General features: G+C 68.3%; 23 protein-coding genes. 12 read left to right on the top strand and 11 right to left on the bottom strand.

What is annotated here, in order from left to right; all coding sequences use genetic code 11:
* Positions 1–140: 140 nt before the first annotated feature.
* From NRS07_RS09945 to NRS07_RS09915, 7 genes are all read right to left on the bottom strand, one after another.
* The gene (locus NRS07_RS09945) at positions 141–2354 is read right to left on the bottom strand and encodes an SUMF1/EgtB/PvdO family nonheme iron enzyme (RefSeq protein ID WP_259205904.1); all 2214 of its coding nucleotides are present in this window, start codon (positions 2352–2354) and stop codon (positions 141–143) included.
* Between the two features lie 8 nt (positions 2355–2362).
* The gene (locus tag NRS07_RS09940; RefSeq protein WP_259205903.1) at positions 2363–4357 is read right to left on the bottom strand and encodes a hypothetical protein; all 1995 of its coding nucleotides are present in this window, start codon (positions 4355–4357) and stop codon (positions 2363–2365) included.
* Between the two features lie 65 nt (positions 4358–4422).
* A complete protein-coding gene (locus NRS07_RS09935; protein ID WP_259205902.1) occupies positions 4423–5469 on the bottom strand; it encodes a hypothetical protein in 1047 nt (348 codons plus the stop codon).
* Positions 5466–6509 (bottom strand): hypothetical protein, encoded by a 1044-nt coding sequence (locus tag NRS07_RS09930; RefSeq protein WP_259205901.1) that lies wholly within the window; start codon positions 6507–6509, stop codon positions 5466–5468. The genes NRS07_RS09935 and NRS07_RS09930 overlap by 4 nt, the downstream gene beginning before the upstream one ends.
* Positions 6510–6524: 15 nt before the next feature.
* Positions 6525–7076 (bottom strand): hypothetical protein, encoded by a 552-nt coding sequence (locus tag NRS07_RS09925; protein WP_259205900.1) that lies wholly within the window; start codon positions 7074–7076, stop codon positions 6525–6527.
* Positions 7076–8431: a hypothetical protein gene (locus tag NRS07_RS09920; RefSeq protein WP_259205899.1), complete on the bottom strand. Its 1356-nt coding sequence runs from the start codon at positions 8429–8431 to the stop codon at positions 7076–7078. The genes NRS07_RS09925 and NRS07_RS09920 overlap by 1 nt, the downstream gene beginning before the upstream one ends.
* A gap of 32 nt (positions 8432–8463) precedes the next feature.
* The gene (locus NRS07_RS09915) at positions 8464–11664 is read right to left on the bottom strand and encodes a penicillin-binding transpeptidase domain-containing protein (protein ID WP_259205898.1); all 3201 of its coding nucleotides are present in this window, start codon (positions 11662–11664) and stop codon (positions 8464–8466) included.
* 270 nt (positions 11665–11934) lie between these two features.
* On the opposite strand from NRS07_RS09915, the gene NRS07_RS09910 reads away from it, so the two are divergent.
* The 5 genes from NRS07_RS09910 to NRS07_RS09890 all read left to right on the top strand — a co-directional run bounded on the left by NRS07_RS09910 (position 11935) and on the right by NRS07_RS09890 (position 15799).
* On the top strand, positions 11935–12150 hold the full coding sequence (locus NRS07_RS09910; RefSeq protein ID WP_259205897.1) for a hypothetical protein: 216 nt from the start codon (positions 11935–11937) through the stop codon (positions 12148–12150).
* Between the two features lie 186 nt (positions 12151–12336).
* Positions 12337–12999 carry a thrombospondin type 3 repeat-containing protein gene (locus NRS07_RS09905; RefSeq protein ID WP_259205896.1) on the top strand — a complete coding sequence of 221 codons (663 nt, stop codon included), beginning with the start codon at positions 12337–12339 and terminating at the stop codon, positions 12997–12999.
* Between the two features lie 65 nt (positions 13000–13064).
* A complete protein-coding gene (locus tag NRS07_RS09900; RefSeq protein ID WP_259205895.1) occupies positions 13065–13781 on the top strand; it encodes a reverse transcriptase-like protein in 717 nt (238 codons plus the stop codon).
* Complete coding sequence (locus NRS07_RS09895; RefSeq protein ID WP_259205894.1) at positions 13765–14457, top strand: HD domain-containing protein; 693 nt, start codon at positions 13765–13767, stop codon at positions 14455–14457. Before NRS07_RS09900 ends, NRS07_RS09895 begins: the two co-directional genes overlap by 17 nt.
* Before the next feature lie 64 nt (positions 14458–14521).
* Positions 14522–15799 (top strand): MFS transporter, encoded by a 1278-nt coding sequence (locus NRS07_RS09890; protein ID WP_259205893.1) that lies wholly within the window; start codon positions 14522–14524, stop codon positions 15797–15799.
* Between the two features lie 4 nt (positions 15800–15803).
* Here NRS07_RS09890 and NRS07_RS09885 read toward each other — a convergent pair whose 3' ends face one another.
* Positions 15804–17987, bottom strand: a complete 2184-nt coding sequence (locus NRS07_RS09885) for a TonB-dependent siderophore receptor (protein WP_259205891.1) — start codon at positions 17985–17987, stop codon at positions 15804–15806.
* Positions 17988–18297: 310 nt separating this feature from the next.
* Here NRS07_RS09885 and asd point away from each other — a divergent pair, with 310 nt between their 5' ends.
* Entirely contained in the window at positions 18298–19098 is an 801-nt protein-coding gene (asd, locus tag NRS07_RS09880) for an archaetidylserine decarboxylase (protein WP_259205890.1), read from the top strand.
* A 58-nt stretch (positions 19099–19156) separates the two neighbouring features.
* Here the strand turns inward: asd and NRS07_RS09875 are convergent, their stop codons facing one another.
* Positions 19157–20074 (bottom strand): LysR family transcriptional regulator, encoded by a 918-nt coding sequence (locus NRS07_RS09875; protein WP_259205889.1) that lies wholly within the window; start codon positions 20072–20074, stop codon positions 19157–19159.
* A 103-nt stretch (positions 20075–20177) separates the two neighbouring features.
* On the opposite strand from NRS07_RS09875, the gene NRS07_RS09870 reads away from it, so the two are divergent.
* From NRS07_RS09870 to NRS07_RS09860, 3 genes are all read left to right on the top strand, one after another.
* A complete protein-coding gene (locus NRS07_RS09870; RefSeq protein WP_259205888.1) occupies positions 20178–20774 on the top strand; it encodes an FMN-dependent NADH-azoreductase in 597 nt (198 codons plus the stop codon).
* Between the two features lie 53 nt (positions 20775–20827).
* On the top strand, positions 20828–21697 hold the full coding sequence (locus tag NRS07_RS09865) for a pirin family protein (protein WP_259205887.1): 870 nt from the start codon (positions 20828–20830) through the stop codon (positions 21695–21697).
* A gap of 100 nt (positions 21698–21797) precedes the next feature.
* Positions 21798–22253 carry a hypothetical protein gene (locus NRS07_RS09860; protein WP_307729878.1) on the top strand — a complete coding sequence of 152 codons (456 nt, stop codon included), beginning with the start codon at positions 21798–21800 and terminating at the stop codon, positions 22251–22253.
* Here the strand turns inward: NRS07_RS09860 and NRS07_RS09855 are convergent.
* Positions 22250–23356: an acyltransferase gene (locus tag NRS07_RS09855; RefSeq protein WP_259205884.1), complete on the bottom strand. Its 1107-nt coding sequence runs from the start codon at positions 23354–23356 to the stop codon at positions 22250–22252. The genes NRS07_RS09860 and NRS07_RS09855 overlap by 4 nt on opposite strands.
* A 110-nt stretch (positions 23357–23466) precedes the next feature.
* Here NRS07_RS09855 and NRS07_RS09850 point away from each other — a divergent pair, with 110 nt between their 5' ends.
* Positions 23467–24441, top strand: a complete 975-nt coding sequence (locus NRS07_RS09850; RefSeq protein ID WP_259205883.1) for a succinylglutamate desuccinylase/aspartoacylase family protein — start codon at positions 23467–23469, stop codon at positions 24439–24441.
* A gap of 19 nt (positions 24442–24460) precedes the next feature.
* Here the strand turns inward: NRS07_RS09850 and sugE are convergent, their stop codons facing one another.
* Complete coding sequence (sugE, locus tag NRS07_RS09845; protein WP_259205882.1) at positions 24461–24781, bottom strand: quaternary ammonium compound efflux SMR transporter SugE; 321 nt, start codon at positions 24779–24781, stop codon at positions 24461–24463.
* A gap of 165 nt (positions 24782–24946) precedes the next feature.
* Here sugE and NRS07_RS09840 point away from each other — a divergent pair, with 165 nt between their 5' ends.
* Positions 24947–25243 carry a helix-turn-helix transcriptional regulator gene (locus NRS07_RS09840; protein WP_259205881.1) on the top strand — a complete coding sequence of 99 codons (297 nt, stop codon included), beginning with the start codon at positions 24947–24949 and terminating at the stop codon, positions 25241–25243.
* A gap of 11 nt (positions 25244–25254) precedes the next feature.
* On the top strand, positions 25255–26310 hold the full coding sequence (locus NRS07_RS09835; RefSeq protein ID WP_259205880.1) for an alkene reductase: 1056 nt from the start codon (positions 25255–25257) through the stop codon (positions 26308–26310).
* The last annotated feature ends 139 nt before the right edge of the window (positions 26311–26449 follow it).

Here is a 26449-nt window from a genome sequence, read left to right as displayed (position 1 = left end):
GGCTGCCTGCAGGGCGAAGACGACAAACGGAATTTGCAGGTGTTCAGGAATTTTCATGGCGCCCTCGCGATGCATGAACTGGAAACCTGTATTGGACATCGCGCGGTTCGCATTGGTTTCCTGTCGCGCTGCGCCAGGGTTCAGTTCAGTTCGCGCACCACGCGAAAGCCGATGATGTCGTTCGACAGCGTGCCGGCATAGGCATTGCGCAGCGCCGAGCGCAGGTAGCGCGGATGATATTGCCAGGAGCCGCCGCGCAGGATGCGGCGGCTGGCGTCGCCGCCGCTTTCCCAGGCCCTGCCGTCCAGCGGCGCGCCTTCGTAATTGGCATGCAGCGCATCCTGCACCCATTCCCAGACGTTGCCATGCATGTCGTACAGTCCCCAGGCGTTGGGTGGGAACATGCCGCCCGGGGTGGTGCCGCGCCGGTAGGCGCCGAGCGCCCCGCCGTGATAACTGAAGCGGCCATCGTAATTGGCCAGTGCCGGGCTGATCGTGTCGCCAAAGCTGAACGCGCTCTTGGTGCCGGCGCGGCAGGCGTACTCCCATTCTGCTTCGCTCGGCAGGCGATAGCGCTGGCCGGTTGCCGCGCTAAGCCAGGCCAGGTAAGCCTGGGCATCGTCCCAGCTCACGCCGACCACCGGGTGCGCGTCGGTCTGCGCGAAACCCGGCGCGTCCCAGTGCACCTCGCCCTTCGGCTGCCAGCTGCTGGCCGCCACGAAGGCACGCCACTCACCCACCGTCACCGGCAGCCGCCCCATCGCGAACGGCTGCTCGATCCCGACCCAGCGCTGCGGCGTTTCGCGCTGCAGCCACTTCTCCTGCGCGCCGGCCTGCATCGCGATCTTGCGTTCGTGTTCGTGCGAGCCCATCTGGAAACGGCCGGCCGCTATCAGGACCAGCGCCGGGCCACGGCCGGCGCCAGCCAGGAAAGCATCGCGCAACACACCCTCGCCATCCGCCACCGGGCTGGCAGCGTCTGGTATCAGCCTGGCGAGATCGTCGGCCGTGCGCGCCGCCTGCAGGTCGCGCGCGCGCTGATGCTCGGCGAGGTAGCTGGCGGCTGCGCGCGCCTGTACCAGCTTGCGCTGGGCCTGTTCCTGCGCCTCTCGGGTCTTGGCGGTGACTTCGTCACGCTTGGCCAGCAGCTGCTGGCGCAGCGCCTCCTTGCGCACCGCCCGGGCCTGTTCGGCGCTGGCGCGTGCCAGGCGCTGCTGCTCGCGGCGCTGGCGGTCGATTTCGGCACGCGCGGCCAGTTGTTCCTGCTCTTCTTGCTGCTGCCGCGCCGCCAGCTCGCGTTCGCGCTGCGCATGCGCGGCCTGCGCCAGCGCGGCCTGGGCTGCAATCTGGTCCGGGGTCGGTCCGGTGGCGCCACGCAAGGCTTCCAGCAATGCCCGCACGCTGGCCGGACGCGCCGCCGGATCACGGGCCAGGCCGGTGCGCAGTACCTGCCACTGGTGCGGCTCCATGCCGCCAGGCGCCCTGCCTGAACCCGGCGGCAAGGCGCCATCGAGCATCTGGTACACCATCACTGCCACCGCATATACGTCGAGCGCGGGCGCTGGCTGGCCCTGCTGCCGGCCTGCCTCCGGCGCGCGGTAGCCGGCAGTGCCGGACGTTCCCGGCGGCTCAAGTGGCAAGGCCGCAGCGCCGCTGGCGCGCACGCGCGCCGCGATGCCAAAGTCCAGCAGCTTGACCTCGCCGCGCCGGGTGACGAACACATTGCCGGGCTTGATGTCGCGGTGCACCAGGCCGTGCTTGTCCCAGGCGTAGTCGAGGGCGGCGGCCACCGGCTCGAGCAGCGCCAACGCCCGCTCTAACGGCAAGCGCCCTTCACGCGCCAGCAGGGCATCGAGGTCTTCGCCGTCGAGACATTCCATGATCAGGAAAAAGCTGGTGGTGGCCGGGTCCTGGGCCCATTCGTAGACCCGCACGATGTGTTCGTGCGCCAGGCGCCGCGCCCGGGTGGCTTCCTGGATCAGCAATTTGGCATGACTGGCCGACTCGGTCAGGTGCGGCGGCAAGATCTTGAGCGCCACCTGGGCACTGTGACCCAGTTCCGCGTGGGTGGCAAGGTCGGTGGCCTGCCACACCTGGCCCATGCCGCCAAGTGCGATCAGGCGTTCGAGCCGGTAGCGCCGGTTCTGCGGCCCGAGTTCCTGCCCTGCCATCAGGCCGATCTCGGTGCCGGAACGCGTGGGCGCAGCTTCTGAGGTGAGCCCGGCGGACACCGCGGCGGGCGCATACACCGCATCCAGGATCGCGTTCTTGCGCTGGTCGAACTCATGCCGGCTCAACAGCCCATCTTCGTGCAGCGCACGCAGTTCGCGGATCTTGTCGATGGCTGTCTGCATTGCCTGGGTCAGCTCGCCACCGGCGCACCGCAGCGGGCGCAGAAGCGGTCATCGTCGCGCGCCGGATGGCCGTGGGCGCATTGGCGCACGGCTGCCACAGTGCCGGACACCAGTGCGCCAGCCAGGCTGGCCTGGGTCGCCAGCAGCTCGAGCTGGTAGCGGCGATCCTTGTCGAGCTCGGCATCGCGCCGCGCCTGCTCTTGCCGTACCTGCTCCAGCGCCTCGGCCGGGGTCAGGCTGGCGGCCCCGGCAACCGCGGCCAGGCCCGCCAACTGGCCGGCGTCCATCGTGGCATGCACGCGGGTCTTCATGAAGTCGTTCAGGGCCGCGGCATTCGGCGCGGCGGCCAGCGCCAGCTTGGCGGTATCGTCCATGGCGGCAAAGGCATTCATGCGGCGCAGCTCGCGCCCGGCCTGGGCCTCGCCCTCTTGCAGGTGCAGCGCGTGGCGCCGTTCTTCGCCCTCGAGCTCGATTGCTCCCTGCTCGCGCAACTGACGCGCATCGAGCGCGATCGTGCGCTCGAGCTTGTCTTGCTGCAGCGCGCTGCGGGTCTTTTCGACCTGCTGGCGCGCCCGCTCGTCTTCCCATTCTTGCAGGCGCTGCGCCTCGCGCAGGCGCGCCGCGTTGGCCAGCGCCAGCACCTGGTGGCGGGCAACGTGCTCTTCTTCGTCGATCGCCTGCGCGCGGCGGGCGGCATCTTCTTCGCTGGCGCGCAGCCGCACGAGCTCGGCCTGCCTGCGGCTGGCGTCCTCGATCAGTGCCGCCTGCTCGATCTTGTTGCGAATCTGCTGCTGCAGCAGGTCTTGCGAGAAACGCTGGCGCGCGACCTGGCGTGCCTGCTGGGCTTCTTGCTGCGCCAGCTCGAGTTCGCTGCGCATGCGCAGCTGCGCCAGCGCCCGCAGGTGCTGCCACTGCTGGGTCTCGTCCAAGCGTGCGGCGCCCTTCTTGGCCAGGTCGTGTTCGAGCTCGGCCAGCACGTCGCCGGCGCCGTGCTCGAGTGCCTGCTTGCGCGACTGGGCGTCGAGGATGCGCGCGTACAGCTCGATCTGGCGCGAGCGCACCGCATGGGCGCGGCCGGCGCCGGCCAGCGACAGCTCGGCGCGCCCGATGGCGTCGTCCTGGCGCAGCTCGGCCTCGCGCAGGCGCACCCGCGCCTGCTGTTCGCTGCGGCGCAGGCGCTGCCATTCTTCGGCATCGTACAAGTCGTCGAGGTGCTTGCGGTGCTCGACCTGCACATGGCGCTCGTCGGCGGCCAGCCACAGGCTGCCGACCCTGGCGCGGTTGGCGTCGTACTTGTCGTGGCGCAGTTCGAGCGTATCGACCCTGGCCACCGCCAGTCCGTATTCGGCCAGCAGCAGCTTGAGGCCGCCCTGCAGCCGTTCGTCGATCTGCTCGCGCAGTTCGCGGTTGCCGGCCATTTCGCGAATCGAGCGCGCGCCGACGAATTCCTCGGCCAGCTGGCGCACCGGGGCGGCCAGGAGCGCGGCCAGTTCGGCGCCGCCTATGGTGCCTGGCATGGTCATGAAATGGCGCGCAAAGGCCGGCACGTTCTCGATGCGCAGGCTGACCGTGAGGCGCGCGCTGACGGCAAGCTGCTCGGAAGTAGCGACATCGTCGAAGCGAAATTCGACCGGCAGCGCGCCGGTGCGGGTAACCAGGATCTCGGCGTGCTGGTCGCGCAGCAAGTGGTTCAGCCGCGTGAAGAAGCCTTCGATCTCGTATTCGCCCTGCGGCACCTCGGTAGTTTTATCGCCTTGCAAGATAAAGGCGCGCGCCGTGGCAGGCACCCGCAGCGTCTTGACGAACACGCCGGACAGTTCGCGCACGCCAAAGAACACGGCCAGTTCGTCGGGCCCGGCCACCCAGCGGTTCTCGCGCAGCACCGGGACATTGCGCGGAGCGCCGAGGATCATGCCGCAGCCGGCGCAGTAACGCGCTTCGCCAGCTTGCTTGCGCTCGCAACGGGGGCAGCTGGCGCCTTTCACTCCGAACATCTGGAACATATCCGACTCCATATCAAGACCAGCAAGGAACTGCTGCGATCGATTCTAACAGGCGTACCGGCGATCTAAATGATACCGATCCGCTCCACGCAAGCAACACTGGCGCCGCGCTCGCGCACGGCCTCGCGCCAGCCGGGCGGCAGTTGCGGCTCCCAGGCGCGCGGCACCAGGATGCGGTCGCCGGGCGCGGCTTCGCGCAGCAGCAGCGCGCATTTCGGCGCGAGGGCCTCGACCGTCTCGACCCGGCCGCCATGCCAGCCCGACGACTGTCCGGTAGCCAGCAGCCGCCCGCGTGGCAGAAAGTCGCGCCCGCGCGCCATGCGGTCGGCCATCACCAGCGCCAGTTCGAATGAACCGCCCTGGAAGCGCGCTTCGCCGAAACGCACCGTGGTGCGCCACCCGTTGCAGCCGCGCCCGTCGTAATGGCGCGCGCCGGCCAGCACCGCCCGCACCCGCGCCTGCAGCGCCGCGTCCACCCCGGGCGCGGCAATACTCGATTCTTCGCTGGATTCGTCCGCGCCTGCGCCCTGCTCATGCTGCGCCGGGCGCACGCTGGCCTCGACCCAGCACAGCGAGTCGGCCGCGCCGCCGCTATGCAGCGGAAACCAGGCGCGCGCAGTAGAGACGGCGGCGGCCGGGTCGGGGTGGCCATTGAGCGCGCCCAGATGCGGCAAGTCGGCGCCGCCGGCGAGCACCCCGACCGGCACCTGGCGCAGGTCGTGGCCGTCGATGCGTCCCAGATGCCAGGCGTCGGACCAGCCGTTGGCGATCAATCGGCCAGGCGGCCCAGGCGGCACCCCAGGCGGCACATATACGCCGCGCACGATACGGTCGGCCAGCACGGCCGCCAGTTCCCAGTCGCGTTGTCCCGGTTCGGGCGCGCGGTCGAGGCTGAGCACCACCTGGTCGCGGCTGTCGAAGCGCGGCTCGGTATGGCGCGCCAGCCGCACCACCTGCTGCATGTGCTGCGCAACTTCCGGCGCACCGGGCACGCTGCACTTGACCTCGGCCCGCCCGGCGCGCGCACGCACGGTGGCGGTGACGGTGAGCAGCGCGCCATCGGGCGCCATGCTGCGGCAGGTGACCGCCCCGGTACTTGCCGGCGCGTTCATTCGGCCACCTCGCTGATCGCGCGGCGCGCGGCGCAAGCCGATTCGAGATTGGCGACGATACGGTCGGCTTCGTCCAGCAAGCTGCCCACCACCGCACCCGCCATTGCGCCTTCGCGCTGTTTGATCCGCGCCAGCAAGGCCCAGGCTTCGTCCAGCGCGGCAGCGGCCCGGCGGGCATGCCGCGCGCGCCGCAGTTGTTCGGAAGCGTCCAGCGGCACCTGCGGGCCGGCCAGCGCCAGCGCCGGCATGGTGGCGGCCGACAGGCCCACCAGGTCGAGCCGGCGTAGCAGCTCCTGATGCTGTCGGAAGGTAGCGCAATCGGGCGGGAACACCGCCAGGCGCAAGCCGCACAGGATGCGCGGCAGTTCCAGGAACAGGCGGCGCAGCGACCTGGCGTCTTCGGCTGGCGCATCGAAGGCCTGCGGCGGCGCCACGGCCAGCGCGGGCGCCGGCTGCAGCGCCAGGCGTGCGGCCAGCAGCGCGGCCAGATCGCGCGTGGCGCCCAGGTCGACCGGCACGCAATCGTCCACCATCACGCCAAAGCGGGTGTACAGCAGTTGATTGAAACCGCCTCGAAAGGCGTTCCACTCTTCGAAACTGGTACAGGGCGGCAGGTCCAGGTTGCCCTGCGCCAGTTCGCGCTGCAAGGCCGCTTCCAGCGCCGCCGTGAAGCCCTCCAGCGACACCCGGGCGCCGCCTTCGCTGGCCAGAAACAGGTCGAAGCGCTGCTGGGCCTGGCGCGGATCGGCGCTATCGATGGCGAAGCTGACCCGCAGTCCGATCTCGGGTGCGGCAGCAAACGGCAGCAGGTCGGCGCCATAGGGCCCGGGATGGACGCACCAGGTGCTCTCGCCTGCGATCGGCGCCAGCCGCGCGCCCTGGCCCTGGCGCCGGGTATGGCCTTGCGCATTGGCCAGCACCGCGAAGCAGCCCGGCGGCACCGCGCAGCCTTTGGCAAGCGGCAGCGCGATCGCCTGCGCCCCCAGACCGGCAAGGTCGGCAGGGGCTTGCTGCACGCGCCATGGGAACAGGTTCAGCATGTTGGTGTCAGCATGTCAGGCTCCCGCCGGCTCCACGGTAAAAGCGCCGCCGTGACGCTGGAAGTGGCGACTCGGCGCCTCGGCGAACGGCCACCGGCCTTCGCATTCGCCGTCGCTGTCGAGCTGCCCTTCGAGCACGATCGCACCGGCGCCATCGCGCACCCGCAGCACCTGCCCGCTGCGCAGCAATTGCGGCGCCAGTGCCGATTGCGCATCGAGCTGCAAGATAACCTGGCCTTCCACGATGTGCAGGCGCCAGGCGCCGTCGTCCGTGACCAGCACTGCCAGCGGCGCACCGCCGTCGGCCGCGCGCAGCATGCCGGCGCTTCCCTGCCAGCCCGGCCGCTCGCGGCGTGAGGCCTGGCGGCGCTCGGTGGCCAGCACCCGCAGCCGGCGCGCGGTGAGCGGCGAAGCCTGCAGCGCCGCCCGCTCAGCGCCGGTCAGCGGGCGGGTGCCGTCGAGCGCGGCCAACAGCACCGCATCGGCCAGCATCAAGCGGTCGCCCTCGAGCCGCCTTGCGCCCAGCAGCTGCGCCTGCAGTTTGCGGTCCAGTTCTGTCGTTGCCATCAGTTGTTCTCCTTGGTGCCTGCCGTCTCGCCCAGGCGGGCAATGGCGGCGTCGCGCCGTTTGCGCAGGGTGGGCAGCGACACGCCATCGATCAGCGCGAGCTGCTGCATCGTCGGCAAGGCGCCGGTTGCCGGATCGAGCCAGGCGGGCGGATAGCTGTCGTCGAACGCGCCGAGCAGTTTCAGGTAGACCGCCAGCCGCACCGCCAGCGAATCGCCGGCCATCGTGCGCAGCGCCCAGCTGCCGCTATCTTGCGCCGCCGCCGCCATTGCAGGATAGCTGGGGGGGAGTGAAACGCGCAGCGCCAGGTCCGGCTCGAGCGGCATCGGCGGGTCGGTGGGCGCCAACACGGCTGCGTCCTCCACCGGCGCAAGGTCGAGCTCGTCCTGGCGCGCTTCCAGCAACTGGTCCGGTCCGGGTGTGGCGCCCGCTTCGGACTCGTCCAGCACCCGCCAGTAATCGTCGAGCCAGACGCTGGCGTCGCTGGCGTCGTGCAGCCATGCGCGGTCCTGGTTCGACGACAGGGCCCCGTATTCGCCGATTTCGCGCAGCATGGCGCCGATCTTGTCAGGGCTGGTCTTCAGGCTGGCGAAGCGCTTCGAGCGGGTATGCAGCGGCCCGCGGGCGCCGCTATGGGCTTCGAGCGTCTCGCTCCAGCGCATGATCCACTCGGGGCGACAGTCGGCCACCGAGCGCAGTTGGCGCGCTTCGATCGGTTCCGCATCCAGGCTGCGCCCAAGGATGGCGCCGACCTGGTCACGGTGCTCGCGCCAGGCCCCGAACAGGCGCGCCACTTCGCCATAGGCGGTATCGAGCATGCGGTAGGCGTAAATCCGGTTCGGACTGCAGGGCCGGCCGCAGGCAGCCTGGTAGTTGTCGCTGTCGACCTTGTCGCGCAGGAGCGCATACAGGTCGTTGAATTTCTTGCGCAGGGAGGCTTCGCCCCCGGGCGCGCTCCAGAAGGCCCCGATGCGCGCATGCTCGGCCGCCAGCGCGCCGCACAAGGCGTGCCAGTCGGCCGGGCGCGCCTGCAGTTCGTAGACCAGGCTCAAGGCCAGTTCCATGGCGGTCTCGCCATAGCTGTTGGCGCAAACCGCGCCGCGGCTGCCGCTGGCGGCCAGCAGGTGAGCGACCAGGTCGACATAGTCGGGCAGCACCGCGTCGCAGTCGGCGTCGAGCAGGCGCAGCGGGTCGATTCGCGCAAGCGCCGCCAGCGAGCACTGGCCCAGCAACTTGCGGACCTGCTCCCAGCCGTGTTCCTGGTACCGGGTTCCCGGCAAACGCATGCTTTCCTCATCCTCGATGGCCGGCCGCGCAAGGACGCGCAAGGGCGGCATGTCAACAGATGATGCCATACAAACACATCTGCAAGGCGCGCAGTAGAGGGCTAATCGGCCTTCTGTTCGGCCGGTCGGGCCTGCATCGAGCGCAGCATGGCAGCGACCATCGGCGCGGCATGGGCGCCGCCGCTCGAGCCGGACTGGCTGACAAAGGCGGCGAACGCGAGCCGGCGGGTCTGGCCCGGTAAGCTGCCCGGCTCCAGCCAGCCGGTAAACCACACCGTGGCCATGCCGTCGTCTCCGGTCGGCGCGGTGCCGGTCTTGCCGAACAGGCCGGCGCGCAGGCGCGCCAATTCGCTGCCACGGAACGCGCCGGCCGCCGTGCCGCTGTCGATGACGTCCTTCATGCCGGCCCGGATGCGATCGAGCCGCACCCCGAGTTCAGGCCCCGCCTGGGTGGCGGCCGCACGTCCGTCGAGTTCCATCAAGAGGTGTGGCGTCACCACCCTGCCCTGCCCGACCGCGCCGGCGACCAGCGCCATCTGCAGCGGCGTTGCCTGCATGCGCAGGCCGATCGCCATCTGGCGCACTTCGTGGCGGGTCTGGATCGGGTCGAGCGCCGCCGCGCTAGCCTGCAGCGCATCCCAGGCCGACCAGTGAAAGTCGGCCGGCAGCAGGCCGCCGTCAAGGCGCAGGGACGTGCCGAACCCGAGCTTGCGCGCCATGCCCGCGATCGGCCGCAGCGCGTCGAGAGCGCCCGGCTCGAGTGCGCGCACGCCGGGTGCGCCGCCCTGCGCCCGTGCGCCCAGGCTGCGGTCGCTCAGTTCGGCAGTCCAGGCGAACCAGGTATTGACGCTGTGCGCCAGCGCCTGCTCCAGACCGAAGCGGCCCTCTTGCGCCCGCGCTGCCGCCGGCTGCTCGCGAAAATTGGTAATGCGCGCGCCGCTCGGGCCCGGGTAGGCCGCCGCCGCGGTGCGAAAGCCGTAGTCGTGTGCGCCGGGCAGGCGGTCGATGTCGGCCAGCGGCATGCCCTGCAGCAGGCGCTCAAGCCGCCGATCGGTACGCGCCGCCCCCTCCAGGCCCAGCGCGCTGACCACCTTGAAGGTCGACCCGGGCGCCCGCTGGGCACCGCCGTCATGCTGCAAGGCCGGCAGCCGTAGCAGGCTGCGGGCCGGGTCGGCACGGTCGAAATCGCGCACTTCTGGCCACTTGAACGCCCGCACGTCGCCCACGCCGCCGCCTGCCACTGCCAGCAATTCGCCATTGCCGGCATCGAGCACGACCAGGCCAGCCTGGCGACCGGCTGGCACGGCGCGCGCGCCACTGCATTGCGCGCCCACCAGGCTGCCCTGGCGCAGTCCGATGCAGTCGAGCGCCGCCTGCGCCTGGACCTGCATGGCCAGGTCGAGGCTCAGGCGCGCCGTATGCGCCGCCCCCGGCACCCGCGCCAGCATGCCGGCCACGCTGGCGGCGTGATCGCGGTGCACGCCCAGCAGCGTCCCCAGCCCGGCGTTGCTGGCCGCTGCGCTGGGCTGGCCGTCGACCCAGAGCGCCACGCCGTTGCGGTCGCTTAGCTGCACGTCGGCCTGGGCAGCGCGGAGCGGCACCTGCGCCACCGCCAGCGCGCGCCAGGCCAGCCGGCCCCCATCGTTGTGCAAGTGCCGGTAGGCCGCATTGGCGCCGCCTGACAAGGCATCCAGGTCGAGTGGTTCGACCTCGAGCACGATACGGCGCGCGCCCGGTAACGGCGCCAGCAGCACATGCTGCACCGCGTCGCGGCTGGCGCAGGCCCGACCGTCGCATTCGCCGCGGATGCTGGCGGTGGCACCACTGACCTTGCGCACCCGGCCCACCAGCAACAGCTCGGCCGGCCGGCCCGCATCCAGGCTCAGGGAGGCGCTGCGGGGCGCGACTGTGACGCTGCCTTGGGCGGCGTCTCCATGATCCCAGGCCGCGACCCGCCGCCACCCTGCCCAGCCCTGCGGCAGGCGGGCGAACAGCCGCATGGCCGCCACCGGCAAGGCGTCGAGCTGGGCCACCGGCATGCCGCCGACGCTGGCCTGCCAGGTCGACCGGTCTTCTGGACGCAGGCGCCATGCCAGCAGGCGCCGCTCGCTATTGAACACCCTGACCTGCTCGCGCACGAAGGCCCCGTCGGCGCGGTAGTACAGGCGCTCGAGCAGCTTGCGGTCGGTCGCGTCGAGCCGCAGGCTGTCCCAGCCCGGCAGCGGCAGGCGCTGGCCGGGCGCCGTCGCGGCCCACGCAGCCAGGTCGCGCGGTGCCAGCTCGACCAGCCCGCTGCCGCCCGACGCCAGACGGATGAGCCCCCGCTGGTGCAGGCGCTCGAACAGCTGCGCATCTTCGAGCGCCCGCGCCGGCGCGGCCGGTACCTGGTAGTTGCCCGGAGCTAGTGCGAGCGCCGGCGAGACCGCCCCGCCGCCAAATGCCTGCACCAGCCCGGCGCCGGAGCCGCCCCTGCGCGGCTGGTAGGCCTGCACCACCAGTTCGCCCGCCTGCGGACAGGCTTGGAGCGCACGCCGCGTCAGGCGCAGCGCGCCGTCGTTCCACACCAGCCAGCCGGCCTGGCCCAGCCGCGCCTGGCCGCGCGCCGCGCGCATCACCGCGCCCGTGCCGGCGTCGCTGATCCATGCTGCCTGCGCCGCGCCCGCATCCCAGCTCAGGCGCAAGGCGGCGCGTGCATCGCCACGCAGTTCGATGCGCGGCATGGCCGAACCGGGCGCAGCCAGCAGGGCATTGCGCGCTGCGCTGCCCGCTACCCGCGTTTCGGAAAACGGATACCCGATCCGCAGCGGCAGCATGGAGCGCCCGGAACCAGAGAGCTGGCTGCACAAGTCGATCCGCAGCGGCGCCTGCGCCTGCATGCTGGAAGCCACTACCAGGGCCACAGCGCCGTGCTGCTCGATGGCAATGCCGGCCTGGTGCGGCACGTGTATGCGCGCGCCGCCCAGCAGCGGCTGGAGCCCGGCCAGGGCTGAGGCGCCGGCAGCCGGGTCATGCAGCGCCGTAGCGCTTGCCATACCGGAACCCGTAGCGGACGCCGTACCGGACGCCGTACCGGACAGCGCACGCGCCGCCTGTGCCAGCACCCCGGCGCACAGCAGCGCCGCCACGCCCGCGAGCATCACCCATGGGGCCAGCCAGAACCGCCGTGGCGCGGCCGCGCGCTTGGCGACGCGCAATGCGACACGCGATGCGACCCGCGATGCGGCGCGCAGATTGCGTGCGCGCCGCCACCTGATCAAGGTGGCAGACATCGTCGCTGCTAACTGGGCAAGGGGGTTGGTCATCCGGTATCTGCTCGCTGGCGCGGCCAGGGGGCCGCCTCGCATACGCCTAGCGGAGGGGCGCTGAAAACCCATCAATCAGGTGCTGCCGCGCGCAGGCACGAACACATTCGCGCGCGCTTTTCGACAGGTCATCCCGCGATTCGCGCGTCTTGTCGCAAGCTGCTCGCGGCCCGTACCAGCCTGGCCTACAGTGGATTCATCGACCAGCCGTCGACACCTGCTACAGCAGATAACCGCAACCAACAGCAACCAACCGCAAGGAGAACCACCATGAAGCTCATGAAACATATGGAAGCCGTCTTCGTCGTCGCCATCAGCCTTGGCGTCTCCGGTAGCTACCTGCTCGACGCCATCCCCGAGGCCCAGGCCCGCGATCGCAGCGCCGATGCCACGCAGGTGGCCAGCGGCGCCAAGATGGCCGTGGTCAGTGTGAGCGCCAAACGCCTGTCCAGTGCAGAACAGCAGTCTGCAGGCAGCCGCGGATGAGTGCCGCGAGCCGCCCCCGCTGTCGCCCCCGCGCGCCAGCGGGCGGCTGCAGGCTGTGCCATTTGTATCAGCAACCCCCTGGCGCAACATCGCCATCTGTTTCAGTTGTAAGCATCTGCTTCAAGCGCCCTTTTCCAGCCAGGGCGGCGATATAGTGGGTCATCCGTTTTGGATCTGGAGACCGACATGACACGCACTCTTACCGTTGCAGCCCTGATCGCCACTGGCGCCGCCTTCGCGCCGCTGCCGGCCCTGGCACAAACCGACTTCCAACTCTACATCGGGTCGGCCCCGCCGGCGCCGGTATATGAACGCATCCCGGTGGCGCGGCGCGGCCAGGTCTGGGCTCCCGGCTACTGGGCATGGCGCGGCCATCGCCACCACTGGGTCCCAGGTCATTACATCGTCGCCCGTCCAGGCTATGTGTATGCGGCGCCAAGCTGGCATCAGCGCCATGGCCGCTGGTACATGGAGCCGGCCCACTGGCGCCAGCATGGCCGCGACCGTAACCGCAATGGCGTACCCGACCGCTACGAGCGCCGCGACTACCAGCCGGTGTACGCCGCTGGCTATGGCTATAACGACGGTCGCGGGGGCTATCGCGATGGCTACCGCGACGGCCGTGGCTATGGACACGGCTACCGCGATGAACGCGACCGCGACCGCGATGGCATCCCCGACCACTACGAGCGCGGCGGCCGGCGCGACTTCGACCGCGATGGTGTGCCGAACCGCTACGACCGCGACCTCGACAACGATGGCGTGCGCAATCGACGCGACCGCGATCGCGACGGCGACGGGGTGCGCAACCGCCATGACAACTATCCGAACAATCCTTATCGTCGCTGATTCCCTGCGGGGACCCAGCACAGCATTCCAGCCGCCTTCGGGCGGCTTTTTGCTATGCTCTCGCCATGTTCGACCATGACCACGACCGCGAGCTCTACCCCGATGCCGATTTCGCCGCCCTTGCCGCCGCCGCCTTCAAGGGCGAGCTTGCCGCCGGCCGCCGGCTCGCCGAACGTAGCGGCCTGACGCCGGCCGACGCCCTGCGCGCCACCTTGCGGGCGCGCGCCGGTAGCGCTGGGCTCGATCAGCTGCTGGCCGAGCGCGCGGCCGAGCGCCTGCGCGGCGCGCAGCAGGCGGCCGTGCGGCACGCGCGGGCGGCGGCCTCGGCCTCGCGGCGGCTCGCCAGCGCACCCGCGCCGGCCTGGCGCGCCTGGTTCGACGGCTCGGCCCACCCCAACCCTGGCCGCTGCACCATCGGCGCGGTGCTCGAGGGCCCCGGCAGCGTGCTGGTCGAGATTTCGCGCGCCTGCGGCTACGGCAACAGCAGCGAAGCGGAATACCTGGCCCTGCTCGCGCTGCTCGAAGCGGCGCTTGAACACGGCGCCGGCGCGCTGGCCATCCACGGCGACAGCCAGGTAGTGATCGACGACGTCAACGCGCCCGACTGCGCCAGCGCTCCCAGCCTGCGCAGTCACCGGGCGCGCGCACGCGCCCTGCTGGCCCGACTGCCGGGCGCGACGCTGCGCTGGATTCCGCGCCACAAGAACACCCGCGCCGACGCCCTGTCGCAGGCCGCCGTCTTTCTTCCTTCTACGGATCAACCCGATGAACCAGGCACTTGAAACAGACCCCGACCTTGCCACCTGGCGCCCGCGCCTGGCGGCGCTGGTCGCGCGCACAGACGATGGCGGCGGCGACGGCGCCCATGACGCCAACCATCTCGAACGGGTCTGGCGCAATGCGCAAGCCCTGCTCGCGCACCATCCGCAGGCCGACGCCCTGGTGGTGATGGCCGCTTGCTACCTGCACGACCTGGTCAACCTGCCGAAAGACCATCCCGAGCGGGCGCAGGCATCGACCCGCTCGGCCAGCCTGGCGTGCCACCATCTGGAGGGGCTGGGTTTCCCGCCCGAGCGGCTCGACGCGGTGGCGCACGCGATCGCGGCGCACAGTTTTTCTGCCAGGATTGACGCCACCTCGCTCGAAGCGCAGATCGTGCAGGACGCCGACCGGCTCGACGCCCTGGGCGCGGTCGGCCTGGCGCGCATGTTCTACACCGCCGGGCGCATGGGCAGCGCCCTGGCCCACCCCAACGATCCGCTGGCGGATGCGCGAGCGCTCGACGACCGTGCCTATTCGCTCGACCATATCGCGGCCAAGCTCGCCACACTGCCGGGCACGATGCAGACCGAGGGCGGGCGCGCGCTGGGCCGCGAACGGCTGGCCATGCTGGAGTCGTTTCGCACCGCCTTCGCTGCCGAATGGGGCGTCGCCCCGAACGCAGCAAAAGATTCCTGAACGCACGGCGCGGTGCTAGACTACGGTGACTGCCTGACTGCCTGTCCCCCAACCAGAGGCCCGCATGACCAGCACTCCCGAGAATCCGAAGTCCACCACCGGCAAGCTCAATTTCGTCCTGGTCTGCATTTTCATCGACATGCTCGGCATCGGCCTGATCGTTCCGGTCATGCCGCTGCTGGTCGGCCAGTTCGTGCCCGACCGCGAAGACCATGCGTTGTGGTTCGGGGCACTGGCGGCGGCGTTCGGCGTGCTGCAGTTTATTTTCATGCCGGCGCTCGGCGCGCTCAGCGACCGCATCGGGCGCCGCCCCGTGTTGCTGTATTCAATGGGCGGAATGGCCCTCAATTTCCTGGTCACCGCCTGGGCGCCGAGCCTGCTCTGGCTGTTCGTTGGGCGCATCATTGGCGGCGTCTCCTCGGCCAGCATGTCGGTGGCCTCGGCCTATGCCTCGGACATCTCGACCAAGGAAAACCGCGCCAAGAGCTTCGGCAAGATCGGCGCCGCCTTTGGCCTGGGCTTCATTTGCGGCCCGATGCTGGGCGGCCTGCTGGGCGACACCGACTTGCGCCTGCCGTTCTACGTGGCGGCCCTGCTCAGCGCCGCCAATTTCGTGTACGGCTATTTTCTGGTGCCCGAGTCGCTGCCGCCGGGGGCGCGGGCGCCGTTCGCCTGGAAGCGGCTCAATCCGCTGTCGGCGCTGCTGCGCCTGGTGCAGCGCAAGGATATTCGCGGCCTGGTCATCGTGATCGCCCTGGTCACCTTTGGCCAGATGATGCTGCAATCGACCTGGGTGTTGTACACCACCTTCCGCTTCGACTGGACGCCGCGCGACAACGGCATCGCGATGTTCTGCGTCGGGCTGGTCGCGGCCACTGTCCAGGCGGGTCTGCTGGCGATGCTGATCCGGCGTTTCGGTGAAGTCCGGCTGTCACTGCTCGGAATCGCATCGGGCGCACTCGCCTTTCTTGGCTACGGCCTGGCGACCCAGGGCTGGATGCTGTATGCGATCATCCTGGGCAATGTGCTGGCCTTTGCCGCGGCGCCGGCGCTGCAGGCGATCGTGTCCAAGGCCACCCCGGCCAGCGAGCAGGGCGAACTGATGGGTTCACTCCAATCGATCAGCAGCCTGGGCGTGATCATTGCGCCGCTGGTCGGCACCGCGATCCTGGCCAGCGTCAGCGATTTGCCCAGCAGCGACTGGCGCGTCGGCAGCCACTTTTTGCTGTGCTCCGCGCTGCAGGCGCTGGCGATCTTCGTGGCCTGGCGCTATTTCCGCACGCACCGGGTGCACGACAGCGCGCGCGACGCCGGCACGCTCGCCGACAGCAGCGCGGCCTGACTCTTCAGAATGTCATTTCCAGCGTGGTGCGCAGCTTGACGCCGCCCGGGTAGCGCCAGCCGCGTTTTTCCAGGCCGCGCACCGGGTCCAGGTAGGAGACCTCGAAGCCGCCGTCTTCGCCAAGCAGATTGGCCAGGGCCACGCGCCACTTCAGCTTCGGCGTGAAGCTCCACAGCGCATAGGCATCGACGTCGGTGCGCGAATAATTGTAGAAGCCCCGGTTGGCGCTCACGCGGATCGGGCCACCGCGCCGGTGGGCCAGGCTGGCGCCCGCCGCCAGTGCGCCCGACTTGAAGTCGACGCCCAGGTTGGCCGTCAGCGGCGTTTGCTGCTCCATCCGGTTGTGTGGGCCCGGCACCGATGCCACCCGCGACCAGTTGCGGCTCACGCTGGCGCGCAGGTCGAGCGCCGGCGCCCCGGCAAACAGCGACTTGAGCGGAAACTTGGTCTCGACTTCGAGCGTGCGCAGCATCGCGCGGTCGTCGTTGACCGGGGTGAAGATCCAGCGCCAGCCGTCGAAATAGATGTGGTTGCTGGTGTAGTCGTCGATGCGCTTGACCGAGCCGCTCACCGACACCATCGCCTCTGGCGCCCAATAATGTTCATAGGCCAGGTCGATGCCCCAGGCCAGCTCGGGCTTGAGGTTCGGGTTGCCCACGAAATCGGCTTCGGTGGCGCTATTGTTTTCCCAGGCCGAGCGGCGCGGCACCAGGCTGTGCAGGTCTGGCGCCTTGTAGGTGCGGCTCAGCGCCAGGCGCAGCTGGTCGCCGCCCTGCTTGCCGTCCTTGCCGGGGAACTTGTAGAGCGACTGCAGGATGGGGCTCAGTACCCCGGCGCTGATCGTTGCCGGCTCGAAGCCGCTGCCGGAGACCCGCGTGCGTCCGCCCTCCCAGCGGGTGCCGAGGTAGACCGACCATTGCGGCGTGACGGTCCAGTCGTCCTGCACGTAGAGTGCGGCGCGGGTGGCGGTGGCGCGAAAGTTTTCGTCAAGCGCGGTGCCAAGCGGCAGCCCGGGCGCCAGCAGGCGGATGCTGTCGCGCTCGACGCGGATGTCCGAACTGGCATTGACGCCGATGTCCCAGCCGAGCGACAACGCGTGACCGCCATCGACGCTGCGGGTGGCCTTGCCCACCGAGTTCGCGCCCCTGGCGTGGGTATCGAGCAGCGTGCTGCCGTCCGATTCCGGCATGCCCAGGCTGTCCTGTCCCACGCGCCGGATGAACATCTTGCGCGACGACCATTCCAGGCCCAGCTTTGCCTCGAGCTTGGCGCCGGTGGGCAGCTCCCTGGACCAGCGCAGGTCTGACTTGAGCAGGCGGTCGTCGAATTCACCGAACAGCTGCAAATCGGGCGACTGCGGGGGGCTGCCGATCAGCGTGGTGACCCGCGGCTGCGGGTGATTGCGAAAACTGCTGCCATTGACTACCGTCTCCCAGGCCAGCTTGTCACCGTTGTCCAGCGTCCAGTGCAGGCTGGGACCGAGGTTCAGGCGGTTTATGTGCCCGCGCTCGGGCCCGAAGGTGGTGCGCAGCAGGTCCACCGTACCGTCGGGCCGGGTATTTTCTTCGAAGCCGCTCCACTGGCGTGCCAGCGTGTCGTGGTTGCCGCTGGCAGAGAGCGACCACGACGACTTCTCGCCGCGCTCGGCCAATTGGGTGCTGAAGCTCGGTCCGCGAAAGTCGCTCGAGAGCAGGTAGCCCAGCTTGGCCTCGCGTTCGCGCTTGCGGATGGTCTTGCGCAGCACGATGTTGATGGTGCCGGCCATCGCGGCGGTGGAGAATTCGGCGCTGGCCACGCGCAGCACTTCGATGCGTTCGATGGTCTCGGGCGCCAGGTTGTCGAGGCTAAAGCCTGCGGGCGTGCGTTCGCCGTTGACCAGGATCTGGGTATAGCCCGACCCCAGCCCGCGCATGCGCACCTGGGTGCTGCGCCCGGATCCGGTGGTGACCGTGACTCCGGGGATGCGCTTGAACACATCGAGCACGCTGGTATCGCCATAGCGCGCGATTTCCTCCCGTCCCACCACGATGCGGGCGGCAGTATCGTCGCGGCGCGGGTCATAGGCCTGATTGCTGCCTTTGACTTCCACCTGCTGCATGGTGGGGCCGTCGGAGGATGTTTGGGCGAATGCCGGGGCACAAAGCCCGGCGATGACGATGGCAAGATGGCGCGGCCGCAGCAAGCACATATTCTAGTCTCCAGATCAAGTTATTCGTTTTGTACGAATAACTATATGCTATTACTGAGCAATTCGGATACTAGAACCAGATATATTTTTACCATGCCATAGTAATTTCGACTTCCACTAAGCGGCACCCGGGTTGAGAAAGCGGCCCGTGCCAGCGCATACCCGGTCGTTTGCTGGCGCAATATGAGCTTGGCAACATGCCATCCAGACCATGAAGGCCGTTATAATTCGCCATCTAATAGAAACCTAGAGGCCCATCAAAGTGTCCCGCTTAAAAGTCTTGCCCCAGTATGTGATGCCGAAAACGGCGATGACCAATTTCGCCGGCCGCGTTGCCGGTGCCAAGGGGGGCGCGATGACCACGCGCCTGATCCGCTGGTTCGTGGGCAAGTACGGTGTGAACATGAACGAGGCCGCGAACCCGGACATCGCGAGCTATAGCAGCTTCAACGAATTCTTCACCCGCCCGCTGCGCAGCGACGCGCGACCACTTGCGCAAGCCGACTTCGTCTGCCCGGTCGATGGTGCGATCAGCCAGTTCGGCGATATCGACGACCACCATATCTTCCAGGCCAAGGGCCACAAGTTCACCTCGAGCGAGCTGATCGGTGGCGACGACACGCTGGCCGCGCATTTCCAGCACGGCCACTTCGCCAACCTCTATCTCAGCCCGAAGGATTACCACCGCATCCACATGCCCTGCGACGGTCGCCTGACCCGCATGATCTATGTGCCGGGCAAGCTGTTCTCGGTGAACCCGACCACCGCGCGCGGCGTTCCAGGCCTGTTCGCGCGCAACGAGCGCGTGGTCTGCGTGTTCGAATCAAGCGAGCATGGCCCCTTCGTGATGACCCTGGTGGGCGCCACCATCGTCGGCAGCATGGCCACCACCTGGCATGGCATCGTCAACCCGCCGCGCATGACCCGCATCTGCGAGTGGAACTACGAACCCGGCCAGGTCGAACTCAAGAAGGGCGAAGAGATGGGCCGCTTCCTGCTCGGCTCTACCGTGGTCATGCTGTTCAAGAAAGGCGCGATCTCGTTCAATCGCGACTGGGCGCCGGAGCGCTCGGTGCGCCTGGGCGAGATGATGGGCAACCATCCCGGCTGATCGCCGGCGCCGCCAGGTCGGCGCCGCCAGGTCGGCGCCGCCAAGTCTGCTCCGCTAATCAAGCGGGGGCCTGGGCGTCGCCGCGCTCCCGGCACACCTCTTCCATCAGGTCGAGGAAGGCCCGGGTCTTGGCCGGCATCAGGCGCCGCCCCGGGAAGACCGCCCAGCCGCTGGCGGTCGGCAAGTCCCATTGCGGCAGTACCCGCACCAGTTCGCCGGCGGCCAGGTAAGGGCTGGCGAAGGTCTGCGCGCTGCCCGCGATCCCGGCGCCGCGCGAGGCGATGCGCGCCAGCAGCTCGGGCGAATTGGCCGTCAGGCGCGCCGCCAGCTGGCGCTCCCAACGCAGCTTGCCGCGCGTGAGCACCCAGGATGGCGCGCCGCCGCCGCGCGCCAGCATGCACAGCAAATCATGCTCCAGCAAGTCGTCCGGATGCTGCGGCATGCCGCGTCGCGCCAGGTAGGCAGGTGCGGCGTAGAGACCAAAATATTCGAGCTTGATCGGGCGCGCATTGAGCGAGGCGTCGTCCGGCAAGTCGCCCATGCGGATCGCAATATCGACATTCTCGGCAATCAGGTCGACCCGGCGCGGCGACAGGTCCATCTCCAGCGATACGGCCGGATAGCGCGCGATGAAGCGGGCGACTACTTCGTGCAGGCTGCTGTGGGCGAAGTCGGCCGGCACCGACAGCCGCAGCTTGCCGCTTGGGGCGGCCTGGCGGTGCTGGGCCAGTGCGCCGGCCGCTTCGACTTCTTCTACCACCTTGCGCGCGTGCTCGAGCAAGCTGGCGCCGAACTCGGTGAGCATCAGCTTGCGCGTGGTCCGATGCAGCAGGCGCTCGCCGAGCTTTTGCTCGAGCAGCGCGAGACGGCGCGAGACGGTCGATTTGGGCAGCTGCACGCGCTCGGCGGCGCGGCTGAAGCTGCCCGCCTCCACGATCCGGGCAAACAGCAGCAGGTCGTTCGGTTCCACATCCATGATTGTTCCACCAGCAGCATAATGTTATCCATTCTACTGGCTTCCAGATTGTTTATGGAACCGCTACAGTGATTCCATCTTACCTTTTGAACCAGGACACATCATGAACATCCTCCATATCACCTCGAGCGTTCGCGGCGCGGATTCCGAATCGACCCGCGTGACCCGCCTGGTGGTCGACAAACTGCTCGCGGCCAATCCAGATGCGACCGTGGTGCGCCGCGATCTTGGCGCCCAGCCGCACCCGCTGCTGGACAGCGCCGCCGTGGGCGCCCTGTTCACCCCGGCGCAGCAGCGCAGCGCCGAGCAAGCCGCGCGCGTGGCGCTGGACGACGTTTTGATCGCGCAGGTCCAGGCTGCCGACGTCCTCGTGATTGGCGCGCCGATGTACAACTTCGGCATGCCGGCCCAGCTCAAGGGCTGGTTCGACGCGATCGCCCGCTCCGGCGTGACCTTCCGGTATACCGCCACCGGTGCGGAAGGCCTGCTCAAGGACAAGAAGGTATATGTGGCGACCGCCCGCGGCGGAGTGTATCCACCTGAGGCAGACCCGCAGGTGCCGCATCTGCGCATGCTGCTGAACTTCCTGGGCCTGAACGACCATACCTTTATCTATTCGTCGGGCCTGAACATGGGCCTTGATGCCGCGGCCGCAGGCCAGCAGGCGGCCAACGAAGCGGTCGCAGCCGCGCTGGCCTGAGCCAGGACGCGCGGACAGTTCACGCAAATGATATGCATCGACAGGAGAACAGCATGACCGAGCAACTCAAGCCGCCCACGATCGCACGCTCGCGCAGCATCGAACGCGTGGTGAACGGCCAGATGGTGACCGATGGCGCGGGCGTGAAAATCAACCGCGTGCTGAGCGGGCAACTGCAACGCCGCCTCGACCCCTTCCTGATGCTCGATGCCTTTGGCAGCGACCAGGCGCAAGACTACCTCGCCGGCTTTCCGGAGCATCCGCACCGCGGCTTCGAGACCGTTACCTACATGCTCAATGGCAGCATGCGCCACCGCGACAGCGCCGGCAACGAAGGCGTGGTCACCAACGGCGGGGTGCAGTGGATGACGGCCGGTCGCGGCGTGATGCATTCCGAGATGCCCGAGCAGGACCAGGGCCTGATGGAAGGCTTCCAGCTCTGGCTCAACCTGCCGGCCAGGGACAAGATGATGGCGCCCTGGTACCGCGATATCGCGGCCGAGGACGTGCCGCGCTTTACCACGGGCGACGGCGTGACCGTGCAGGTGATCGCGGGCGCGACCCATGGCGTGGCCGGCGCGGTGCAGCGCGAATCGACCCAGCCGCTGTATCTCGACCTGGAGATTCCAGCTGGCGTCAGCGTCGAGCAGCCGATCCCGCAGGGCCATAACGCGTTTTTCTACGTGTACCGCGGTCAAGCGCAGGTGGACGGCAAGGAGGTGGAACCGGGACGCATGGCAATCCTCGACAATGCGCCCGGCGCCGACGGTGTGCGCATCGAGGCAAGCGCGCCGACCCGCCTGATTTTGCTGGCCGGCCGTCCGCTGAACGAACCGATCGCCCAGCACGGCCCGTTCGTGATGAACACCACCGAGCAGCTGCAACAGGCCTTCGACGACTTGCGCGCCGGGCGCTTTCGGTAGCGAGCTTTCGATCAGGCTGCCAGCACGCCGCCTGCCGCTTGCGCTACACTGCCGGCATGACGTACTCGCACCGCTCCCCACCATGCCCTTGATCGACACCGTGTCTGAGTTGCTCGCGCGCGCCAGCCGCGCGCTTGGCCTGGAAACGGTCGATTCCTTCCCTCCCGGCCACGCCTACGCGCGCACCCGGTGGAACAAGGCGTATTTCGATATCGCCTCGGACCTCAAGCCCGATGCTATCGAAACGACGCTGTGCGAGGCCATTGCCAATACGCCGCTGGTGTTCGGAGAGATCGTCAATCCGACTCCGCGCATGCAGCGCGCGCTGCTGGCGGTCATCGAGCAGCGGCTGCGCCGCGGGCACGGCGCGCCGCTCGACCTGGCGCAGTTGCTGGTAGTGGCGTACCGCAGTGCGCATACGGTGGAAACCGTTCCGGGCCTGCGGCGCGCGATACTCGACGCCTCGATGTACGAGCCGCAGGTGCAGGCCAGCGCGGTACTGGCGTTCCTGGCCGATGCGCCGGCGGCATTCGGCGTGATCGAGGCGCACGACTAGTTCGACGGCACATAGCGCTCGCGCAGCCACATGAACGGCGTTTCCACCAGCTTGTAGAGCAGCCACCCGGTCAGCACCGACAACCCCATCATCGCCACGATGGTCGCCGGATGCTCCGCGCCGAAGCCCCGTGCCGCCATTGCTTGCGCCCCCAGCACGCTCACCTGCTTGTGCAGCAGGTAGATCGCATACGACCATAGCGCCAGCGGCCCCGCGCCCGGCACGCGCAGGCTGCGCAGCAGCGAGCCGGGCGCCACGCTGGCAACGATCAGCAGTGAAAAACCAAGTGCGAGCAGCGGGAAGCCCACCACGGTGGCGAGCTGGCCGTACCGGTCGTACAGAAATAGCCAGAAGCTCAGCGCGCATACCAGCAGCCCGGCCAGCGCCGCCAGGTTGCCATGGCGCGTGAGCCTGTCCCACGCACCCGGATGGTGGTTGCGCAGCAGCGCCAGTGCCACCCCGGCCAGCAGCTCGTCGACGCGGCATAAGCTTGAGTAATAAATGTACTTGAAATAGAAGTAAAGCTTATGCTCTTGACCGGCCATCTGCTGCCACAACTCGCTGCGGATCAGCATTCCGGCGATGAAGATCAGCGCAATGGCCACCCAGGCCAGCCGGATCGAGCCCTTGCACGCCGCTCCCAGCAGCGCCAGGGCCGGCAACAGCAGGTAGAACTGCTCCTCGATCGCCAGCGACCAGCTGTGCGAAAACGCACTGCCCGGCTCGAGCGCGATGTTCTGGACGAAGGCCAGGTATTCCCACAGCGGCAGCAGCGGCGCCGCACCGCGAAAGGCCGGCCACAGGAAATACAGCGCCAGCACCACCCAGTAGTTGGGCAGCGTGCGCAGCAGGCGCCGTGCGTAGAAGTGGCGCAGCGAAAAGCCGCCCGGGCGCTTCATCGCCGCGAAAATCTGATTGCCGATCAGGTAGCCCGAGAGCGCGAAGAACAGGTCGACGCCGACCCAGCCGATCTCGCCGATCCAGCCAAAGGTCGGCGTGCCGCTCACGAACAAACCGTAGTGGTGCAGCACCACCAGCGTGACCGCAAGCGCGCGCAAGCTGTCGAGACCATGGATACGGGCGGTGGCGGGTAGCTGCGGCATGCGAGAGTACGAGACGAAAAAAGGTGGCCGATCATGCCATGCCCCTCCGCTGCATGCCAGCTTTGTCCGCTAAAATGACGGCACCCGACTTCTCTTGGCACGCCACCGCAATGACTTCTTCCAGCACCTTCCAGTTCAAATCCGTCAACTACACCGCCCCACAGCCCGGCCCGCGCGTGATCATCATGGGCGCGACCCATGGCAACGAAAAATGCGGCACGGTGGCGATCGGGCGCGTCATGGAAGAGATCGACAGCGGGCGCCTGGCGATCACCGCCGGCAGCGTCACCTTCGTGCCGGTGGTGAACCCCAAGGCCTACCAGCAGAACACCCGCAACGGCGACCGCAACCTGAACCGCAACCTGTTCCCCAAGGACGCGCCGCAGGATTTCGAAGACCATATCGCCAACTGGCTCTGTCCCCTGCTGGCCCGGCACGACGTGCTGCTCGACCTGCATTCGTTCAATGCCAGCGGTGGCCTGCCCTTCGTGATGGTCGGTCCGCTCAACAACGACGGCGCGCTGCAGCCGTTCCAGCATGCCGAAAAAGAACGCGCATGGGCGCGCCGCCTGGGCGTGAAGCGTTTCGTCGATGGCTGGCTGGCCGCTTACGGCGACGGGGTCAAGCGCCGCAGCCGTGGCGACGCGGCCGAACTGGAAACCGTGCTGCGCTACGGTGTCGGCACCACCGAATACATGCGCACTACCGGCGGTTACGCGCTGACGCTCGAATGCGGACAGCACGACGAAGCGGCCGCGCCCGAAGTCGCCTACCGCGCCATCGTGAATACGCTCGCGCACCTGGGCTTGACCGGGGCGCCAGACCCGGAGCCGGTGCCGTTCGAGGAAATGGAAGCGCTGTCGATGGTGGTGGTGCACGACAAGTTCGACGCAGACGACCGCTTCACCCGCAACTGGGCCAGCTTCGACCCGGTGCACGAAGGCGACCAGATCGGGGTGCGCGCCGATGGCACGCCGGTCACCGCGCAATTTAGCGGGCGTATCCTGTTCCCCGATGCGAAGGCGAATGCCAATTCCGAGTGGTATTACCTGACACGCCCGAACCCGTCGTTCGGGCGCGAATGAGCGCAGCGCGTGCGTGCGTTCAGCCCGGCGACAGGAACTTGAGCGCGACGATGCCGGTGACGATCAGGGCGATCGCCCCGAGGCGCATGGCGCCGGCCGGCTCGCCCAGCATCACCATGCCGGCGATGGCGGTGCCGACGGTGCCGATGCCGGTCCAGACCGCGTAGGCCGTGCCAAGCGGCAACTGGCGCAGTGCCAGGCCCAGCAAGCCAATACTGCCCAGCATCGCCAGCAAGGTCCAGAGCGAGGGCATCAGCCTGGTGAAGCCTTCGGTGTATTTCAGGCCGACGGCCCAGGCAATTTCCAGCAGCCCGGCAAGGAATAGATAAAACCAGCTCATGCGTTACCCTTTCGCGGCGTGTGCGCCCAATATCGAGAGGGCGCCGAGTATACCACCGGGCACGGCACTACCCTGCTTGTAAAACACGGCCCGCCAGCAAAGAACTCGCGAATATCGTAAGATGACGATATTCGGATCGAAACCACCCGATACAAGGAAGCATGCATGGACACCGACGCGATCCACAAGGCCCTGGCCAACCCGGTACGGCGCCAGATCCTGCAGTGGCTGAAGGATCCGCACCGCCATTTCGCCGAGCAGGAGTACCCGCTCGATTTCGGCGTCTGCTGCAAGCTGATCGACCAGCGCACAGGGCTGTCGCAATCGACCGTCTCGGCCCACCTGGCGACGCTGCAGCGAGCCGGCCTGGTGACTACGCGGCGCGTCGGCCAGTTCGTTTTCTTCCAACGCAATGAAGAAGTGATCAAGACCTTCCTCGACCAACTGAACGACGGACTTTAGGAGTATCTCTAATGACGACCATGTTTGATCCACTGCGCGTCGGCGCACTCGAACTACCCAACCGCATCATCATGGCGCCGCTGACCCGCGCCCGCGCCGTCGGCGGCGACCGCGTGCCGAACGCGCTAATGGCCGAGTACTACGTGCAGCGCGCCTCCGCCGGCCTGATCCTGTCGGAAGCGACCGCCGTGACCCCGATGGGCGTGGGCTATGCCGATACCCCCGGCATCTGGTCCGACGAGCAGGTCGAGGGCTGGAAGATCGTCACCGACGCCGTGCACAAGGCGGGCGGCCTGATTGTCCTGCAGCTGTGGCATGTCGGCCGGATCTCGGACCCGGATTTCCTTGACGGCCAGTTGCCGGTGGCGCCATCGGCGATCGCGGCGCAAGGCCATGTCAGCCTGCTGCGCCCGATGCGCGACTTCACTACCCCGCGTGCACTCGAGCTGTCCGAGATCCCGGGCATCGTTGCGGCCTACCGCAAGGGCGCCGAGAACGCGAAAAAGGCCGGCTTCGACGGCGTCGAAGTCCACGGCGCCAATGGCTACCTGCTCGACCAGTTCCTGCAAGATTCCACCAACCAGCGCACCGACCAGTATGGCGGTTCGGTCGAGAACCGCGCCAGGCTGATGCTGGAAGTGACCGATGCCTGCATCGAGGTCTGGGGTGCCGATCGCGTCGGCATGCACCTGGCGCCGCGCCGCGACGCGCACGACATGGGCGACTCGACCCCGCAAGACACCTTCGGTTATGTGGCGCGCGAACTGGGCAAGCGTGGCATCGCCTTTATCTGCGCCCGGGAAGCCATCGGCGAAGACAGCCTGCGCGCACACCTGAAGAAGGAATTTGGAGGCGTCTACATCGCCAACGAAAAGCTGACCAAGGAAAGCGCCGCGGCCCTGATCGCGTCGGGCCAGGCCGATGCGGTGGCGTTCGGCGTGTCGTTCATCGCCAACCCAGACCTGCCGCAGCGCTTCGCGCAAGACGCGCCGCTCAATACACCCAAGCCGGAGCTGTTCTACGCCGCGGGTCCGGAAGGATATGTCGATTATCCGGCGCTGGCGTGATCGGGCGCTAGGCAGCTAAATGGAGGAAAGGCTTGCGAGCAAGCCTTTCCTCTTATCGTATATGCACTTGGTGTAAACACCATGTCTCCCATGCTATTCTTGCGCGATTATTTTTATTGCGCACCTAGCCTGCGCTGTC

The sequence above is a fragment of the Massilia sp. H6 genome (assembly GCF_024802625.1).
Classification (GTDB): Bacteria; Pseudomonadota; Gammaproteobacteria; order Burkholderiales; family Burkholderiaceae_D; genus Telluria.
Note: the sequence above shows the minus strand (reverse complement) of the source record. Positions and strands in the feature narration are given on the sequence as shown.